General features: G+C 60.8%; 16 protein-coding genes. 12 read left to right on the plus strand and 4 right to left on the minus strand.

Annotation, left to right across the window (positions count from 1 at the left end):
- The first annotated feature begins 1 nt into the window (after position 1).
- The 12 genes from Q0908_RS09990 to pdeM all read left to right on the plus strand — a co-directional run bounded on the left by Q0908_RS09990 (position 2) and on the right by pdeM (position 13,163).
- The gene (locus Q0908_RS09990) at positions 2 to 664 is read left to right on the plus strand and encodes an OmpA family protein (RefSeq protein WP_299283538.1); all 663 of its coding nucleotides are present in this window, start codon (positions 2 to 4) and stop codon (positions 662 to 664) included.
- 296 nt (positions 665 to 960) lie between these two features.
- On the plus strand, positions 961 to 2,199 hold the full coding sequence (locus tag Q0908_RS09995; RefSeq protein ID WP_299283539.1) for an AAA family ATPase: 1,239 nt from the start codon (positions 961 to 963) through the stop codon (positions 2,197 to 2,199).
- A 26-nt stretch (positions 2,200 to 2,225) separates the two neighbouring features.
- The gene (locus tag Q0908_RS10000) at positions 2,226 to 3,656 is read left to right on the plus strand and encodes a CpaF family protein (protein WP_299283541.1); all 1,431 of its coding nucleotides are present in this window, start codon (positions 2,226 to 2,228) and stop codon (positions 3,654 to 3,656) included.
- 12 nt (positions 3,657 to 3,668) lie between these two features.
- Positions 3,669 to 4,634 (plus strand): type II secretion system F family protein, encoded by a 966-nt coding sequence (locus Q0908_RS10005; RefSeq protein WP_299283543.1) that lies wholly within the window; start codon positions 3,669 to 3,671, stop codon positions 4,632 to 4,634.
- 11 nt (positions 4,635 to 4,645) lie between these two features.
- On the plus strand, positions 4,646 to 5,614 hold the full coding sequence (locus Q0908_RS10010; RefSeq protein WP_299283546.1) for a type II secretion system F family protein: 969 nt from the start codon (positions 4,646 to 4,648) through the stop codon (positions 5,612 to 5,614).
- Between the two features lie 161 nt (positions 5,615 to 5,775).
- A complete protein-coding gene (locus Q0908_RS10015) occupies positions 5,776 to 6,270 on the plus strand; it encodes a tetratricopeptide repeat protein (RefSeq protein ID WP_299283634.1) in 495 nt (164 codons plus the stop codon).
- Positions 6,271 to 6,375: 105 nt separating this feature from the next.
- The gene (locus Q0908_RS10020; RefSeq protein WP_299283548.1) at positions 6,376 to 7,236 is read left to right on the plus strand and encodes a tetratricopeptide repeat protein; all 861 of its coding nucleotides are present in this window, start codon (positions 6,376 to 6,378) and stop codon (positions 7,234 to 7,236) included.
- A 4-nt stretch (positions 7,237 to 7,240) separates the two neighbouring features.
- Positions 7,241 to 7,738 (plus strand): prepilin peptidase, encoded by a 498-nt coding sequence (locus Q0908_RS10025; protein ID WP_299283550.1) that lies wholly within the window; start codon positions 7,241 to 7,243, stop codon positions 7,736 to 7,738.
- Positions 7,739 to 7,814: 76 nt separating this feature from the next.
- Positions 7,815 to 9,122, plus strand: coding sequence for an ATPase (locus tag Q0908_RS10030; RefSeq protein ID WP_299283552.1), 1,308 nt, complete (start codon positions 7,815 to 7,817; stop codon positions 9,120 to 9,122).
- Positions 9,119 to 9,907 (plus strand): NAD(P)-binding domain-containing protein, encoded by a 789-nt coding sequence (locus Q0908_RS10035; RefSeq protein ID WP_299283554.1) that lies wholly within the window; start codon positions 9,119 to 9,121, stop codon positions 9,905 to 9,907. Before Q0908_RS10030 ends, Q0908_RS10035 begins: the two co-directional genes overlap by 4 nt.
- A 98-nt stretch (positions 9,908 to 10,005) precedes the next feature.
- Positions 10,006 to 12,444, plus strand: coding sequence for a ligase-associated DNA damage response DEXH box helicase (locus Q0908_RS10040; protein ID WP_299283556.1), 2,439 nt, complete (start codon positions 10,006 to 10,008; stop codon positions 12,442 to 12,444).
- Positions 12,445 to 12,500: 56 nt separating this feature from the next.
- Positions 12,501 to 13,163, plus strand: coding sequence for a ligase-associated DNA damage response endonuclease PdeM (gene pdeM, locus Q0908_RS10045; RefSeq protein ID WP_299283558.1), 663 nt, complete (start codon positions 12,501 to 12,503; stop codon positions 13,161 to 13,163).
- On the opposite strand, the gene folD is transcribed toward pdeM, so the two are convergent.
- The 4 genes from folD to Q0908_RS10065 form a co-directional block, all read right to left on the minus strand.
- On the minus strand, positions 13,160 to 14,062 hold the full coding sequence (gene folD / locus Q0908_RS10050) for a bifunctional methylenetetrahydrofolate dehydrogenase/methenyltetrahydrofolate cyclohydrolase FolD (RefSeq protein WP_299283560.1): 903 nt from the start codon (positions 14,060 to 14,062) through the stop codon (positions 13,160 to 13,162). The two genes, pdeM and folD, sit on opposite strands and share 4 nt — an antisense overlap.
- A 12-nt stretch (positions 14,063 to 14,074) precedes the next feature.
- Complete coding sequence (locus Q0908_RS10055; RefSeq protein WP_299283562.1) at positions 14,075 to 14,554, minus strand: hypothetical protein; 480 nt, start codon at positions 14,552 to 14,554, stop codon at positions 14,075 to 14,077.
- 149 nt (positions 14,555 to 14,703) lie between these two features.
- On the minus strand, positions 14,704 to 16,380 hold the full coding sequence (locus tag Q0908_RS10060; RefSeq protein ID WP_299283564.1) for a formate--tetrahydrofolate ligase: 1,677 nt from the start codon (positions 16,378 to 16,380) through the stop codon (positions 14,704 to 14,706).
- A gap of 277 nt (positions 16,381 to 16,657) precedes the next feature.
- Positions 16,658 to 17,257 (minus strand): sulfurase, encoded by a 600-nt coding sequence (locus Q0908_RS10065; RefSeq protein ID WP_299283566.1) that lies wholly within the window; start codon positions 17,255 to 17,257, stop codon positions 16,658 to 16,660.
- Position 17,258 lies beyond the last annotated feature (1 nt).

The following is a 17,258-nucleotide window of genomic DNA, read 5'->3' on the forward strand; positions in this document are numbered from 1 at the left end:
CATGAAACCGATCATCAGCGTCGCATTGGCTAGCAGCATCGCACTTTCAGCGTGCGGTCCATCTGGCGATCCGGTCTACACCCAGTTTTACCGCGAGGCAGGTGCCGTCGTCGACACCGGCCAGTTCGGGAACGCGACCGCCAACAATACGCTCGTTTTGACGGGCGAGCGTCAGTATACATTCGATCTGGCCAATCGCTTCGCCTCCGAAGTTATCACGACCGTCAATTTCGCTTTCAACTCTGCCCGCCTGGATGCAGGCGCGCAGGATGCATTGCGCCAGCAGGCCCGCTGGATCCGCCAGTTCCCTGAAATCCGCTTTCGGGTCTATGGCCATACGGATGCGGTCGGTTCGAGTGGATATAACAAGCAGCTCGGCCTCGCCCGTGCCCACGCCGTTGTCGGTTTCCTGACAACCCAAGGCATCAGCCGGTCACGCCTCGAGGCGGTCGCCTCTTTTGGCGAAACCCAACCGCTGATCGTGACCCAAGGGCGCGAACGGCGCAATCGGCGCACCGTGACCGAGGTCAGCGGCTTCGTGCAGAGCCATCCAACCGTGCTTGACGGCAAGTATGCGCAGATCATCTATCGCGACTATGTCCAAAGCGCGCGGGCTGAATCGGACCTCAGCGGGAACGTCCTGTCTGACCTGGGCTCGGAATAACACCGCTTGAATTTCCGGGGTCAGTGCTTGTGCCTGACCCCATTTTCCGGCACCTCCCGTCCCCCAAAATCACTATCGCGCAGCGCGAACAATCCGACCTGCGCGCCGTGACCGTCCCAAGAAACCAAACAATTGGGGTTTTTTGGCCCAAATCTCGCCTGAATTCACTGCGACAACCGACCCTAAGGATAGGTATGCCCGGACACTTCGACCGGGCGTGGGTCACGCAGGCAATCAGGGCGTATGAATAACGCTGCATCGCACTGCCAGCCCTTTGGAATAAGGACGACACGGCAATGAGCAGCGTAATGCCACAACCAGAAACCGCCCCCATCGTGGCCTGCACGATCAGCCGGGATGTGCAGAACTTCGATCTTTTGATTGAGGATATGGAGCAGGTGCTGGGCGAATCGTGGGGCGACCTTGGATTTGCCGAAGCGCTCGCCTTTTTCGGCCAGCCCGAAGCCGCATCCATGGAATTTGTCGCGCTGGCGCTGGATGACGCGGACGAGGACAACCTCGTTCTGATGGGTGAGATCATCTCGCAAGCCAAATCCCGCGACATCAAGGTCATCCTGATTGCCGAAGACGTCACACCCGCCTCGCTGCACCAGTTGCTGCGCCAGGGGGCTGACGAATTCGTCCCCTACCCTCTTCCCGAGGGCGAGTTGCAACAAGCGATCGATCGTGTCCGCACCACCCCTCAGCCGCTGCCGGTCGAAACCGAGCGTACAGCGCAGTTGAAAACCGGTGCGAACAAGGAAGGTGCCGTGTTTGTCACGCACGGTGTTGCAGGCGGCACCGGCACCACAACACTGGCCGTGAACCTTGCGTGGGAGCTGGCCTTGCTCAGCACCAGCGAGACCCCTTCGGTCTGTCTGCTTGATCTGGACATGCAGTTCGGGTCGGCCTCGACCTATCTGGACCTGCCGCGCCGTGAGGCCGTGTTTGAAATGCTGTCGGACACCGAAAACATGGATGACGAGATTTTTGGCCAGTCGCTGCTGACCTTCGAGGACAAGCTGCAAGTGCTGACGGCCCCTGCGGACATGATCCCCCTCGATCTGGTGAGCCCCGAAGACATCAAGCGCGTGATCGACATGGCCCGTGCCCACTTTGACTTTGTTGTCATCGACATGCCCTCGACCCTTGTGCAATGGACCGAGACGGTGCTGAACGCCGCCCACATCTATTTCACAACGCTCGAGCTCGACATGCGGTCGGCCCAGAACACGCTGCGCTTCAAACGTGCGCTTCAGTCCGAAGAACTGCCGATTGAAAAGCTGCGCTATGTGCTGAACCGCGCGCCTAAATTCGCCGATCTTGGCGGCAAGGCACGAGTCAAACGCCTGGGCGAAAGCCTCGACATCTCGGTCGAAGTGCATCTGCCCGATGGTGGCAAACCGATCTCGCAAGGGGCCGATCACGGTTTGCCCTTGGCAAGCTCGGCGGCCAAGAACCCGCTGCGTCGCGAAATCGCCAAGCTGGCGGCCTCGATCCATGAACTGAGCGAAAATCAGGCCAAAGCCGCCTGATCTCGCACCTGCCAAGAGGTAATCCGATGTTTTCGAAGTATAAAAAGCCCACTGCGGCCCCCGAACTAGCCCCCGAGGCCAAGGTCACAGAATTGCCTAAGGCCGATGCGCCCAAGGCCAAGGTGTCGCGCAAGGCCAATGCCTCTGCGGCAACGGTCATGCCCATCGACAAGGAACTCAAGAAAAAGGCGCGCATGAGCGAGATCAAACTCGATCTGCACCGCGCCCTTCTTGATAACCTGAACCTCGCTGCGCTTGAAAACGCGACCGAGGCCGAATTGCGCCAGGAAATCATCGCCATCACCAGCGAAGTGCTGGAAGAGCGCAACATCATCCTGAACCGCGAGGATCGTCAGACACTCAACAAAGAGCTGTTTGACGAGGTGACCGGTCTTGGCCCGCTCGAGACGCTTTTGCAGGACGAGACGGTCAACGATATTCTGGTGAACGGCCCGCAACAGATCTTTGTGGAACGCGCCGGTAAGCTGGAACTGACAGACGTGACGTTCAAGGATGAACGCCACCTGCTGCGAATCATCGACAAGATCGTGTCGGCCGTGGGTCGGCGCGTAGACGAATCCAACCCATATGTGGACGCCCGTTTGAAAGATGGCTCGCGTTTCAACGCGATGGTGCCTCCGATTGCGGTCGATGGCAGCCTCGTGTCCATTCGTAAATTCAAAAAGGACAAGTTGGGCATCGACGATCTGGTCGAGTTCGGAGCCTTCACCGAAGAGATGGCTGCCTATCTTCAGGCAGCCGTTGCGACCCGTCTGAACGTGATCGTGTCGGGTGGTACAGGTTCTGGTAAGACGACCACGCTCAATGCTCTGTCGTCCTTTATCGACAACGCCGAACGCATCCTCACAATCGAGGATACGGCGGAACTCCAACTGCAACAGACCCATGTGGGCCGGATGGAAAGCCGTCCGCCCAACGTCGAGGGCAAAGGGGAAGTCTCCCCCCGCGACTGTCTGAAAAACGCCCTGCGGATGCGGCCCGACCGCATCATCGTGGGTGAGACGCGCGGCGAGGAAGTCATCGACATGCTCCAGGCTATGAACACTGGCCACGACGGTTCCATGACCACGATCCACGCCAACTCGGCGCGCGATGGTGTGTCGCGCCTGGAAAACATGATCGCGATGGCGGGCATCGAGATGCCGCTCAAGGCCGTGCGCTCGCAAATCTCGTCGGCTGTGAACCTGATCGTGCAGGCCTCGCGCCTGCAGGACGGCTCGCGCCGCATGACGTCGATCACCGAGATTACGGGCATGGAAGGCGACGTGATCTCCATGCAGGAAATCTTTCGCTATCAGCGTGTCGGCCTGACGCCCGAGAACAAGATCATCGGGCATTTCACGGCCACAGGTGTGCGCTCGCATTATGCCGAACGCTTCAAAATGTGGGGCTATGATCTGCCTTCGTCGATCTACGAACCCATCGCTGCCGAATAAGGAAAAGAAAAAATGAGCGCAGAACCAATTATTTACGGCCTGATCTTCATCGGCGTCCTTGTGCTGGTCGAAGGTCTGTATCTGGTCGCCTTTGGCAAATCCATCAGCCTCAACAGCCGCGTCAATCGACGCATGGAGATGTTGAACAAGGCCGGTGGTCGCCGCGAGGAAGTGCTGGACCAGCTGCGCAAGGAAATGCAGCAGCATATGGGCGCGCGATCCATTCCGCTCTATTCGCTGTTGGCGGATCGGGCGCAAAAGGCGGCCATCGCCTTTACCCCAAAACAGTTGATGCTGGTGATGGCGGGTCTGTCGGTCGCCGCCTTTGTCGGCCTCAGCGTCGGGACCGAAACGGAACCGCCGGTGCGCATTCTGCTATCGGTCGGCATCGGGGTCGGCGGCGTGTTCTTCTGGGTGTCTTCCAAGGCCAGCAAGCGTCTTGCGATGATCGAAGAGCAACTGCCTGACGCGGTTGAGCTTATGGTCCGCTCGCTCAAGGTCGGCCACCCGTTCAGCTCCGCCATCCAGATCGTCGCCAGAGAGGTGCAGGATCCGCTGGCCTCCGAGTTTGGCGTGATTGCAGATGAATCCGCCTTTGGCCGGGACGTAGGCGAAGCCCTCAAGAGCATGGCCGAGCGGCTTGATATGCAGGATTTGCGGTTTTTGTCGGTGGCCGTGACGATCCAACAGCAATCGGGCGGTAACCTCGCTGAAATTCTAGCAGGTCTTGCCAAGGTGATCCGGGCCCGGTTCCGTCTGTTCCGCCGAGTCAAGGCCATCACTGCCGAGGCAAAATGGTCGGGTAAATTCCTGTCCGCCTTCCCTCTCGTCGCGCTGGTCGTGATCAACATCGGGGATCCGCATTATTACGACGAGGTACGCGATCACGCGTACTTCATCCCCGCCTGCTTTGTCGTGGGCATCTTTCTAGCCGTTAACCTGTTTGTCATGCGCGTGCTGACCAACATCAAAGTCTGAGGAGAAGACCCATGGACGCTATCATGCAACCCATCACAGACATCCTCGGCCCCCTTGGTCCCATCGTTATCGTGGGCGTGCTTGGGGTGATGATGGTGGTCATCGTCGTCGTCATGATGATGCGCCAACCCGAAGACCCGCTGGCCAAGCTGGAGCGGGTCCGCAAGACCGGGCACGCAAGCAAAGGCAAGGAACGGCTGCGCCAGGGCGGGCATAACGAGCAGCTCGACAAGTTCTCGAAGTTCCTTGAACCCGAAGACCTGGCCGAGCTGAGCAAGCGCCAGTTGATGCTGCGTCAGGCGGGCTACAGCTCGCGCGATGCGGTCCGGGTGTTTCACGCGGCCCAGTTCGTCTTGGGCGTGGTGGGGCTGATGATCGGCGTGGTCTACACGAACTTCGTTGTGGGCACCGACGAGATGACCACCCAGAAGATCATCATGTACACGGTCGGGCCCGGTGGCATCGGATACTATCTGCCGCAATATTGGGTCACGCGCCGGGTCGAAGCCCGCAAAGAAGAGATCACGCAAGGCTTTCCTGACAGCCTCGACATGATGCTGGTCTGTGTGGAAGCCGGGCAATCGCTGGATCAGTCGATCACGCGGGTTGCAGGTGAATTGCGCGCCTCCTACCCCGCACTTGCCCAGGAATTTCAGATCGTGAGCTACGAAATGAAAGCGGGCAAGGACAAGGTGACCGTCCTTAACGACATGGGCGAGCGCTGCGGCGTGCAGGATGTGGCAAGCTTTGTGACGGTACTGGTGCAATCTGCCAGCTTCGGGACATCCATTGCCGATGCGCTGCGGGTCTATGCAGGCGAGATGCGCGACAAGCGGGTCATGCGCGCCGAAGAGGCGGCCAACAAACTGCCGACCAAGATGACGCTGGCCACGATGATGCTGACGGTTCCGCCACTGCTGATCATTCTGGTGGGCCCATCGGTGCACGGAATTACCCAACTGGGCAACATGAGCAACTAGCGACACCGCGCACTTCGTGTTAAGAAACTGCATCGCGCGCCCATCCGGGTGGGCGATGCAGTCATATAAAAACGGTCGAAAAGACTTTGAAATACTCAGGCATCCGGGCCCTGCCCGCCTTTTTCTGCGCTGCTTTTCTTGCCGCCTGTGCCCCGGGCGGCATTGGTGCGTCTGACGAGGGGCTGGATGCGCCCGGTGTGAACCTGCGCGGCGATGCGGTGAGCGGGGTCGAGGTCGGGCATCGCCTGATTGCCGCTGGAGAATACGAACTGGCGATCAAGGCGTTCAACCGGGCGGCCCTTGCCGACGGGTTTGACGCTGAAATCCTGTCCGGGCTTGGATCCGCGAACCTCGGGCTGGGCCGGCTTGGTCAGGCCGAAGCGCTCTTGCGTCGGGCCACAACCGAATATGATCCCCACCCCGAAGATCTCAACAATCTGGGTGTTGTCCTACTCAATCAGGGCAGAGATTCCGAAGCGGTCCAGATTTTGCGCCAGGCCTTCGCCCTCGATGACGGAGAAAGCACACTCATTCGGGATAATTTGCGCTTAGCACTCGCAAATTTTGAAAATTCTGATAGCGTGGAACGCAACGAGGCCGAGTATAAACTGGTCCGCCGAGGCAGCAGCGACTTTCTGATCAGTACTGCTGGCTAATTTGAGGTGCCCCCAGGGGCGCGAATTTGATCTGTCCACGGGCAGAAACCAGATGCGACCGCGCAGCAATAGCGCGGCGTGAACGAGCAGGAAAAGGACGCAACCATGCGCCACTCAGGTATTTTGACGGTCTCTTTGGCAGGCGTCTTGGCATTGGCCGCGTGCGGCGAGTCAGCAGATGATACGGTCAATCGGGCGTTTCAGGACGTCAACGTTGTTGATGAATCCGACCTTAACGATGTGATGCTCACAGTTGCGGACCCCAACGAGGCGGTGCGCCACTTCCAACGCACCGCAGCCGAAAACCCGGACCGGATCGAGGTCCAGCGTGGGCTGGCCACCTCCCTTGTGCGCGCCAAGCGTTACCGCGAGGCGGTCCCTGCCTTTGCCAAGGTCGTCACCTTTGACGAGGTCACCAGTGATGATCGCGTCGACTATGCCGACGCCTTGTTGCGCGCGGGCGAATGGAAGCGCGCCGAAGAGGAGCTGGACAAGGTCCCCCCCACCTTCGAGACCTTCAAACGCTACCGCCTCGAAGCGTTGATCGCCGACAGCAACAAGGAATGGAAGAAGGCCGACAGTTTCTACGAGACGGCTGCGGGCCTTACGACCCGCCCCTCGGGGGTGCTGAACAACTGGGGCTATTCCAAGCTGACGCGCGGTGATTTCAAAGGTGCGGAAGTCCTGTTCACCGATGCGATCCGGCAGGACAGCAAGCTGTTTACGGCCAAAAACAACCTGATCCTGGCGCGCGGCGCACAGCGCAACTATGCACTGCCCGTGATCCCCATTGATCAGACGGAGCGGGCACAATTGCTGCACACGCTTGGGTTGACCGCGATCAAGCAGGGCGACGTCCAGACCGGCAAAACGCTGTTGCGCGACGCCATAGAAACCCATCCCCAGCACTTCGAGGCCGCGGTGCGGGCTCTGCGTGCGTTGGAAAACAACACCGCGGACGGGTGACGTGATGGCCCTTTCTGCGCAGGCCGCCATGTGGTTCCTGCCGTTTCTCGCCCCGCTGTGCCTTTACGTTGCCTATACCGACCTCAAGGCGATGCGGATCAGCAACTGGACCGTGCTTTTGATGGTTGCGGTCTTTCTGGTGCTGGGCCCCTTCCTGTTTCCGTTCGACGCCTACCTGTGGCAACTCGCGCAACTGGGTATCGTCCTGATGGTTTGCATGATCCTGAATGCGGCAGGCGCAATGGGCGCAGGTGACGCGAAGTTCCTTGCCGCCGCAGCGCCCTACGTGGCCCTGGGGGACGTTCGTCTGCTGATGGCGCTGTTTGCAGCCGTCCTGCTGGCCGCCTTTGTGGTCCACAAGATCGCCAAGCATACCCCCCTGCACAAGCTGGCCCCCACATGGGACAGTTGGAACCAGAAGGCCAACAAGTTCCCCATGGGTTTTGCCCTTGGCCCCACCCTTGCGATCTATGTGGCTTTGGCAACAGTGCACGGGTCTTGACCCGATTGGGTCATAATTTGGCCGGAAAAGAGCGCTAGGACGGTCCCAAACCAAACCTAGCAGCAGGCCACATCCGATGAATATGCAAGTCTCCGACATCATCGCACCCCCCGCGCCCAAGCGGCTCGAAGAGATGAAACTGCCCATCGTGATGATGCGCGACATCATGTTGAAAACCATGTTCCGCAAGACTCTGGATATGGCCTCGGACCTGTCGGCCGCCATGTGTCTGCCCCTGCCGGTGGTGCAGGAATTGATCGACATGTGCCGCGTACAGCGGCTGATGGAGGCGACAGGCACGCTCAATGCCAACAACGGCAACGAAATGGGCTATCAGCTGACCGAACAGGGCAAATCGCGCGCGCTTGATGCCTTGGCGCAGTCTGAATATTTCGGTGCGATGCCTGTTCCGCTTGATGTGTACCGCGAGCAGGTCAAACGCCAGTCGATCCGCAATATCATGGTCACGCGCCAGCAACTGACCGGTGCCATGGGCCACCTCGTGCTGCCCGACGATCTGCTGGACCAGCTTGGCCCCGCCGTATCGGCAGGCCGTTCAATCCTGATGTATGGCCCCCCCGGCAACGGGAAATCCTCGATCTCGAACGGGATCCGGGATGCGCTCGGCGATCAGGTCTATGTGCCGCGCGCGATTGAATATGCGGGGCAGGTCATAACCGTTTATGACCCCATCGTGCACGTGCTGGCCCCCGAGGTCGAACAGGACCCCAACGCCCTGCGCAAGCGCACGCCTCACGACATGCGCTATGTGAAATGCGAGCGGCCCACCGTGATCACAGGGGGTGAACTGACCCTGTCGATGCTCGATCTGGTCTATAACCCGACCGCGCGAACCTATCAGGCCCCGCTGCAATTGAAATCGACGGGTGGCATTTTCATCGTGGACGACCTTGGCCGCCAGACCGAACCGCCGCAGGCGCTGGTGAACCGCTGGATTGTTCCGCTTGAGGAATCCAAGGACATTCTGGCCCTGCAATCGGGTGAAAAATTCGAGGTGCCCTTCGACACGCTGGTGGTCTTTTCGACAAACTTCCACCCCAATGAAATCTTTGACCAAGCCGCCCTGCGCCGGATCTTTTTCAAGATCAAGATCGACGGGCCGGATCAGGCAAACTTCCTCAAGATTTTCGCCATGGTTGCCAAGAAAAAGGGAATGACCCTGAATGAAGAGGCGCTGATCCACCTGCTCAAGGTCAAATACCCGACCATCGACAACATCTATGCCAACTATCAGCCGAATTTCCTTGTGGATCAGATGGTTGCAACCTGCAATTTCGAAGGTATCCCACCGCAGATGTCCCCTGACCTGATCGACCGGGCCTGGGCCAACATGTTCGTCAAGGACGAGCATATCGTCAAATGATCGGGGTCGCGGGATGTGGGCGCATGGGTGCCCCGATGCTGGCGGCACTGCGTGATGGCGGCACAAACGCTATTGGCTTTGATGTGGTCGACAAGGACGCGGCGCATATCCACACCAACCTGATGCAGTTTGCGCCCCATGTTGAAACCCTGTTCAGCGTGGTGCGTGACGCGGATGAGACCGATACGCTGCTGTTCGGGGATCAAAACCTGATGCAAACCGCGCCCAACCTGACCCGCATCTTTATCGGTTCCACCTTGTCGCCACGCTATGTGCGCGATCTGCGCGCGCGGGTGCCGGATCACATCACACTGATCGACGCCCCCATGTCTGGGGCCCAGATCGCGGCCCAGAACCGGACCCTGACCTTCATGTTGGGCGGGGCGCAGGCCGATATTGACGACGCCATTCCGCTGCTGGCGCTCATGGGGCAACACTTTCACCATATGGGCGCGTTCGGGATGGGGATGCAGGCCAAGGTGCTGAACAACCTGCTTGCCGCCTCGCACACAGCGATGACCCGTCTGGTGCTGGATTGGGCCGACGCGGCGGGTCTGGATCAAGACCGGTTGCTGGCGCTGATCGCCACATCATCGGGGCAAAACTGGCTGGCGTCGGGCTATGACAGCATCGAATTTGCGCGCGATGGGTACGCCAACGACAATTCCATCGGGATATTGGTCAAGGACGTTGCCGCGGCCCTTGATGCCGCCCCGCCGGACGCGGACCAAAGCCTGCCCAAGGTGGTGCAATCCACCATCCGCGCACTGACCCCGCGCCACTGAGCGGGCGCAGGACACCTGCGCCTTACCCACCCTACCCACTGCAAAATCCCGCACATGCAGGGCTGGCCGCCGTTCCGCAGCCTGCTACATTGCGTGCCATGGCCGCGCTCCCCCCTCAATTCACCGACTGGTTCGCCGCAAAGGGCTGGTCGATCCACCCCCACCAGCGGGCAATGCTCGACCGGGCCTCCGAACCCGCCTTGCTGCTGATCGCCCCGACGGGCGGGGGCAAGACGCTGGCGGGGTTCCTGCCGTCCCTGGCAGAGCTGAGCGATGGCACCCATGAGGGGCTGCACACGCTCTATATTTCGCCGCTTAAGGCGCTGGCCAGCGACATCAAACGCAACCTGCGCACGCCTGTCGATGAAATGGGCTTGCCGATCCGGATCGAGGATCGTACGGGCGACACCTCGCAGACCCAAAAGAAACGGCAACGCGCCGACCCGCCCCATATCCTGCTGACCACGCCCGAAAGCCTTGCGCTGCTGACCAGCTACGAGGATGCGCCGCGCATGTTTGCGGGCCTCAAGCGGGTGATTGTCGATGAAATCCACGCCCTTGCCGAAAGCAAACGGGGCGACCAGCTGTTTCTCGCCCTTGCGCGGCTGCAATCGCTCTGCCCCGGTCTGCGCCGTGTGGGCTTGTCTGCGACGGTCGAGGACCCGGCGGCCATCGCCCACCTCCTCGCCTGCCACCCTGACCGTTGCGAGATCCTGCACGCCGATCCCGGCCCCCTGCCTGACATTCGGATGCTGGTCACCGACGAGGCCCCGCCGTGGTCGGGCTCAGGCGGCAAATACGCGATCCCCGCTGTCCTCGAACAGGTCAAACAGCACAAAACCACGCTGATCTTTCACAACACCCGCGCGCAAGCCGAGCTCTATTTCCACAACATCTGGCTTGCCAACAGCGACGGGCTGCCCATCGGCATTCATCACGGCTCGCTTGACCGTCAGCAGCGCGAAAAGGTGGAACAGGCGATGGTGGCGGGTGATCTCAAGGCGATCGTCTGCACCGGTACGCTCGATCTGGGGATCGATTGGGGGGATGTGGATTTAATCATTCAGGTCGGCGCGCCCAAAAACGTCAAACGGCTGGTGCAACGGATCGGGCGGGCCAATCACCGCTACAACGCGCCCTCCAAGGCGCTGCTGGTGCCCGCCAACCGCTTCGAGGTCGTGGAATGCGTCGCCGCGCTCGAGGCGGTCAAGGAAGGCGCGCTTGACGGCGATCCCCGCGGGCCGGGGCCGCGCGACGTGCTGTGCCAGCACATCCTGATCACTGCCGCTGCAGGGCCTTTCGACGCCGACGCACTTTACGACGAGGTCATCACCGCCGGGGCCTACGCTGCGCTGACGCGGCCCGAATTCGACGCCTGCATCGATTTCTGCGCGACGGGGGGCTATGCCTTGCGCGCCTATGACCAATGGCAACGACTGCAACGGCGTGACGACGGGCAATGGCAATTGCGCGATCCGCGCGCCGCCCTGCGCATCCGCATGAATATCGGCACGATTCAGGACACCGACACGCTCAAGGTTCGCTTCAAGGGGCGCGGCGGCAAGCCGTTGGGCGAGATTGAGGAGGGGTTCGCCGCCACGCTCACCGCAGGCGACACCTTTCTGATCGGCGGCCAGATCGTGCGCTATGACTCTTTGCGCGAAATGACCGTCCAGGTGACGCGCGATGCCGCCAAGAAGCCCAAGATCGCGACATTCCTCGGCACGAAATTCGCCACCTCCACCCAACTCAGCCACCGCATCATCGAGATGTTCCAGCAACCAAGCTGGCCCGAACTGCCCGCCCACACGGCTGAGTGGCTGGCGCTGCAACGCAAGGTCTCGCGCCTGCCCGAGCCGGGGCGCTTGCTGATCGAGAGTTTCCCCCATGACGGGCGCGTCCACACCGCCGTTTACGGTTTTGCCGGACGCAACGCGATGCAGACGCTCGGGCTGCTGCTGACCAAACGGATGGAAGAAACCGGCCTCAACCCCTTGGGCTTTCTGGCGACGGATTATGCAACGCTGATCTGGGGGCTCGATCCGATTACCGATCCGGGACCCCTGTTCGATCTCCAGTCCTTGCGCGACGGGCTCGAGCGATGGCTGGCCGGAAACGCGGTGATGAAGCGCACCTTTCGCGCCTCGGCCACCATTGCGGGCCTGATCGAACGAAACACCCCTTCGGCACGCAAATCGGGGCGGCAGGCGACGTTCAGCTCCGACATCCTTTATGACACGTTGGCGAAATACGACCCCGATCACCTCATGCTCAACATCACCCGGCAGGAAGCGATGCGCGGCCTTGTCGACTTTGGCCGGATCGAGGAAATGTGCGCGCGGATCGAGGGTCGCTTCGATCTGATCACGCTCGACAGGGTAACCCCGCTGGCCGCGCCGCTGATGCTTGAGGTGGGGCGCGTGCCGATCAAAGGACTGGCCGAAGAAAAGCTGCTGGCCGAAGAGGCCGCCCGGCTCATGTCGACCGCCGGATTACCGCCCGATCCACCTAAACGCGACTGGAGGGTGCCCTTCTAGGCGTTGCGCATAAGGTCGCGCTTGAAGCTCCCTGCCCGCACAACTATGAACAAAGAATGAACATATGCGATCTCACCTTTTGCGGCGCGGCGCTTCAAGCGCTTGGTTCGGGCGCGCTGTTCTGGCCCGCCGAAGGCGTCTTGTGCGTCTCGGACCTGCACCTTGGCAAATCCGAACGGATTGCGCGGCGCGGCGGTGCTGCCCTCCCACCGTATGAAACCCGCGATACGCTGACCCGGCTTGCCGCTGATCTTGAGGCCACACGGGCGCGTACTGTTATCTGCCTTGGCGACAGTTTCGATGATCTGGCAGCGGCCCGTGCCCTGCCCGAAGAAGAGCGGCTGTGGATCACGCGGCTGCAAGCCGGACGGCGCTGGATCTGGATCGAAGGCAATCATGATCCGGGGCCCCTCGAATATGGCGGCACGCATCTGGGCGCGTTGCACCTTGCCCCGCTGACCTTTCGCCACATCGCGCAACCGGGACAAACAGGAGAGATTTCAGGGCATTACCACCCCAAGGCCACCGTGCACACGCGTGGCCGGTCGATCTCGCGCCCCGCTTTCCTGATCGACAGCGACAAGCTGATCATGCCCGCTTACGGGACCTATACGGGCGGGCTGCGCAGCCATGACGCCGCGCTGACCCGGATCATGCGCGCGGACGCCCATGCGGTGCTGACCGGGCCGCACCCGGTGTCGGTGCCGATGCCGCGCTAGGCGGTCAGCCCTTCGGGTTCTGCCAGACCATTGGCGCGGCAGCATGCCGTGACGGTGTTGGCCAGCAGGCAGGCGATGGTCATGGGGCCGACGCCACCGGGCACCGGCGTGATGGCGCCCGCGACCTCAGCGCAACTGTCAAAGGCGCAATCGCCCACAAGGCGCGTCTTACCCTCGCCCTTTTCCGGGGCGTCGGTGCGGTTGATGCCCACATCGATGACGGTCGCGCCGGGCTTGATCCAGTCACCCGTGACCATCTCGGGGCGACCCACGGCGGCGACCACGATGTCGGCGGCGCGGGTCACATCCTGAATGTCCTTGGTGCGCGAGTGGGCGATGGTGACGGTGCAACTGTCGCCAAGCAGCAATTGGGCCATCGGCTTGCCCACGATGTTCGAACGACCCACGACGACGGCATTCAGACCCGACAGCGATCCGTGATGGTCGCGCAGCATCATCAGGCAGCCCAGAGGCGTGCAGGGCACCATTGATTTCTGCCCCGTCCCAAGCAGACCCACATTCGAGATGTGAAACCCGTCCACGTCCTTGGCCGGATCGATGGAATTGATCACCAGATCCTCGTTCAGATGCCCGGGCAAAGGCAGTTGCACGAGGATACCGTGGATCGCAGGATCACCGTTCAAATCCGCGATCAACGCAAGCAGATCCGCCTCGGATGTATCGGCGTCCAACTTATGCTCGACCGAGGTCATGCCAACCTCGACGGTCATCTTGCCTTTGGAGCGGACATAGACCTGGCTGGCCGGATCCTCACCGACCAGCACCACAGCCAAACCCGGCGTGATGCCGTGATCGGCCTTTAGCCGGGTCACATGCTCGGCCACCTTGCCACGCACAGTTGCCGCAAACGCCTTGCCATCGATGATCGTCGCACTCATTCAGGTATTCCTCTAATTTCGAACAAAGGTGACCTCATGCGACCACGTCTCGCCATCGCTGATCACCAGCGTGTCGAATTCCATGAATTGCAAAAGGTCGTAAAAGGTCGCCACAAATTGCAGGTTCTGCTGGCGGAAAAACTCGTTGTTGCGCATGTTCGACGTCATCTGGGCCAACACGGCGCGGGCGCGGTAGATGGTGGAAAACACATCATCATCAAGGGCAATGATCGTCAGATGGCGCGCATCATCGCCCTTGGCAAAGAACACGAAACGCGGGCTTTCGGGGGCGGCCAATTGGGCTACTGTCAGGTTGGTGACAAACTCGACACGAACCGCCTTGCTCGATTGCGGAGCCTCGCGGATGACGCGGGTAAAGCTCTCGGTCGATGTGATCTCGGGGTAGTAATAGCCCGCATAGCGGTCGCTTGCGGCGGCAAACGTGGCGCTCATGGCGAAGGTGGCAAAAATCAGAGCGATCAATCGGGTCATGGGACTGTCCTTTGGCGGTTTTCAATTGATCGGCAGGCTGACCGGATGATCTTGCAATTTCAATCGGATTAAGCGGCGTTGCCCAAAACGTGAGGGCGACGAAACATGGGCCGTAAGGCGGGCGTGTCGCCCGCCCTACGGGTCCGAATTCAGAACAGCCCTTCGATCTGGCCGTCCTCGTTGAGATGGATACTCTCGGCTGAGGGCACGCGGGGCAGACCCGGCATCGTCATGATCTCACCGCAGACCGCGACAATGAATCCGGCCCCCGCGGACAGGCGCACCTCACGCACCGGCACCGAGAACCCTGTTGGCGCGCCGCGCAACGTCGGATCGGTCGAGAACGAGTACTGCGTCTTGGCCATGCAAACCGGCAGATGGCCATAGCCCTGCTCTTCCCACAGTTTCAGCTGGTCACGGATTTTCTGATCCATGAGCGCCTCATCCGCACGGTAGATGCGCTTGGCAATGGTTTGAACCTTTTCGGCCAGCGGCATCTCATCGGGGTAGATGGGGGCAAAGTTGGCCGTGTCCGCATCAGCAAGTTCCGCGACTTTGGTGGCCAGATCGGCAGACCCTTCCGACCCCAGTTCCCAATGTCGGGACAAGATGGCCTCGGCCCCCTGCTCAGCGACGAAATCCTTGACGGCCTGCACTTCGGCATCCGTGTCGGTGACGAAATGGTTGATCGCCACAACCACTGGCACGCCAAAGGATTTGAGGTTCTCGATGTGGCGACCAAGGTTTGGACAGCCCTTCTTGACCGCATCCACGTTTTCGGTCCCCAGATCGGCTTTGGCCACGCCGCCGTTCATCTTCATTGCGCGCACCGTGGCAACGCAGACGACCACCGACGGGGCAAGGCCTGCCTTGCGGCACTTGATGTTCATGAACTTTTCGGCCCCCAGATCGGCACCAAAGCCCGCCTCGGTCACCACATAATCCGCCAGTTTGAGCGCCGTGGTTGTCGCAATGACCGAGTTACAGCCATGCGCGATATTGGCGAAGGGGCCGCCATGGACAAAGGCTGGGTTGTTCTCGAGCGTCTGCACGATATTGGGCTGCATCGCGTCCTTAAGCAGGACGGTCATCGCCCCATCCGCCTTGATGTCGCGCGCAAAGACGGGGCTGCGATCGCGGCGATAGGCGACGATCATATCACCCAGACGTTTCTGGAGGTCCTGCAGGTCCCTGGCCAGACACAGGATCGCCATAACCTCCGAAGCGACGGTGATGTCAAAGCCTGCCTCACGGGGGAAACCATTGGCGACGCCGCCAAGCGAAGCTGTGATCTGGCGCAAGGCACGATCATTCATATCGACCACTCGGCGCCACACCACGCGGCGGGTGTCGATATCGAGGGAATTGCCCCAATAGATGTGGTTGTCGATCATCGCGCTCAGCAGCGAGTGGGCCGAGGTGATGGCGTGAAAATCGCCTGTAAAATGCAGGTTCATCTCTTCCATCGGGACAATCTGCGCATAGCCGCCGCCCGCAGCACCGCCCTTCATGCCAAAGTTCGGACCCAAAGACGCCTCGCGAATACATACGCAGGCATCCTTGCCGATGCGGTTCAGACCATCGCCCAGACCTACGGTCGTGGTCGTCTTGCCTTCGCCCGCAGGCGTGGGGTTGATCGCAGTGACAAGGATCAGCTTGCCATCGACGCGGTCCTGAACCGAATTGATGAACGACTGGCTGACCTTGGCCTTGTCGTGGCCATAAGGCAGCAGATCATCGCTGGAGATCCCCAGCTTGGCCCCAATCTCCTGGATCGGCTTCTTTTGCGCCTCACGCGCGATTTCGATGTCGGATTTATAGGCCATGATGCTCCCCGCAAGGTCGTAGTGGACATGTAACTCGTGGCCTGCATACAGCCGCATGCCTAGTGACTATGCGCGCAATTCCGACATTTCAGCGCGGTGGAGCGGCTGAGTTGGGGGCCGGGGTTTCATTTCGGAAACCTGTGACACGCCCAGAGGCACAAGTTTCACGCCGCCCGAAGAGCGGACCAAAGCGAGGACGACCCCGCATCTCCCCTCTTCCTTTCGCCCGAAATACCTCGGGGGAGGCCGCAGGCCGGGGGCAGCGCCCCCACGCGCCCTAGCCTTTGCGCGCAGCGTCCAGATGCGCCCAAACCGGCTGATCCGGTACATGCAGCACCAGACGGTCCCCGACAGCGAACCGGCCTGCACATTCGATCCATGCGGTCACCCCACGCCGCCCTTTCGCCGCAGGCTTGTAACGCGCGCCAAACCCGGCAGCCTCACGCTCAATCTCGCGAGCGGGCAGTGTGCAGGGGCGGTTTTCCATGTCGACGACCAGCGACGCGCCTGACGGCGCCTGAAGCCGGGAGGCCGGCGGCAGATAGGTAACGTCCGGGATGCCCTCGATCACCATTGACGCGCCTACCAGTGCCGGGTCAATCGCCTCCATCCCCATTTCAGCTGCAGTCAGGGCCAGTTCTTCGGCGCTCAACACACTGAGCTGACGCACATTGCGGATCGTAGTGCCTTGGGGATATTGCGATTTCACCCGCACACATGAGGGCCGCGTCGCGCCGCCATGGGCCTCGCCCGGAAATCCGTCCAGTGTCGCCTCCACCGCGTCAACGGATACTGCGCGCAAACTCGCCGTCCGGTCTGGCACGTGGCCCAGCCAGACGATCTGCGCCGAGAATGAGGTAGGTTTCAAAGCGGGCATA

The sequence above is a fragment of the uncultured Tateyamaria sp. genome, from assembly GCF_947494755.1.
Lineage (GTDB): Bacteria > Pseudomonadota > Alphaproteobacteria > Rhodobacterales > Rhodobacteraceae > Tateyamaria.

What these genes read in the sequence shown, in the direction of transcription:
- pdeM (WP_299283558.1), top strand. Translation starts at nt 12,501, where the DNA reads ATGAACATATGCGATCTCACCTTTTGCGGCGCGGCGCTTCAAGCGCTT.
- Q0908_RS10055 (WP_299283562.1), bottom strand. Translation starts at nt 14,554, where the DNA reads ATGACCCGATTGATCGCTCTGATTTTTGCCACCTTCGCCATGAGCGCC.
- folD (WP_299283560.1), bottom strand. Translation starts at nt 14,062, where the DNA reads ATGAGTGCGACGATCATCGATGGCAAGGCGTTTGCGGCAACTGTGCGT.
- Q0908_RS10005 (WP_299283543.1), top strand. Translation starts at nt 3,669, where the DNA reads ATGAGCGCAGAACCAATTATTTACGGCCTGATCTTCATCGGCGTCCTT.
- Q0908_RS10040 (WP_299283556.1), top strand. Translation starts at nt 10,006, where the DNA reads ATGGCCGCGCTCCCCCCTCAATTCACCGACTGGTTCGCCGCAAAGGGC.
- Q0908_RS10065 (WP_299283566.1), bottom strand. Translation starts at nt 17,257, where the DNA reads ATGCCCGCTTTGAAACCTACCTCATTCTCGGCGCAGATCGTCTGGCTG.
- Q0908_RS10060 (WP_299283564.1), bottom strand. Translation starts at nt 16,380, where the DNA reads ATGGCCTATAAATCCGACATCGAAATCGCGCGTGAGGCGCAAAAGAAG.
- Q0908_RS09995 (WP_299283539.1), top strand. Translation starts at nt 961, where the DNA reads ATGAGCAGCGTAATGCCACAACCAGAAACCGCCCCCATCGTGGCCTGC.
- Q0908_RS10010 (WP_299283546.1), top strand. Translation starts at nt 4,646, where the DNA reads ATGGACGCTATCATGCAACCCATCACAGACATCCTCGGCCCCCTTGGT.
- Q0908_RS10030 (WP_299283552.1), top strand. Translation starts at nt 7,815, where the DNA reads ATGAATATGCAAGTCTCCGACATCATCGCACCCCCCGCGCCCAAGCGG.
- Q0908_RS09990 (WP_299283538.1), top strand. Translation starts at nt 2, where the DNA reads ATGAAACCGATCATCAGCGTCGCATTGGCTAGCAGCATCGCACTTTCA.
- Q0908_RS10035 (WP_299283554.1), top strand. Translation starts at nt 9,119, where the DNA reads ATGATCGGGGTCGCGGGATGTGGGCGCATGGGTGCCCCGATGCTGGCG.
- Q0908_RS10000 (WP_299283541.1), top strand. Translation starts at nt 2,226, where the DNA reads ATGTTTTCGAAGTATAAAAAGCCCACTGCGGCCCCCGAACTAGCCCCC.
- Q0908_RS10020 (WP_299283548.1), top strand. Translation starts at nt 6,376, where the DNA reads ATGCGCCACTCAGGTATTTTGACGGTCTCTTTGGCAGGCGTCTTGGCA.
- Q0908_RS10025 (WP_299283550.1), top strand. Translation starts at nt 7,241, where the DNA reads ATGGCCCTTTCTGCGCAGGCCGCCATGTGGTTCCTGCCGTTTCTCGCC.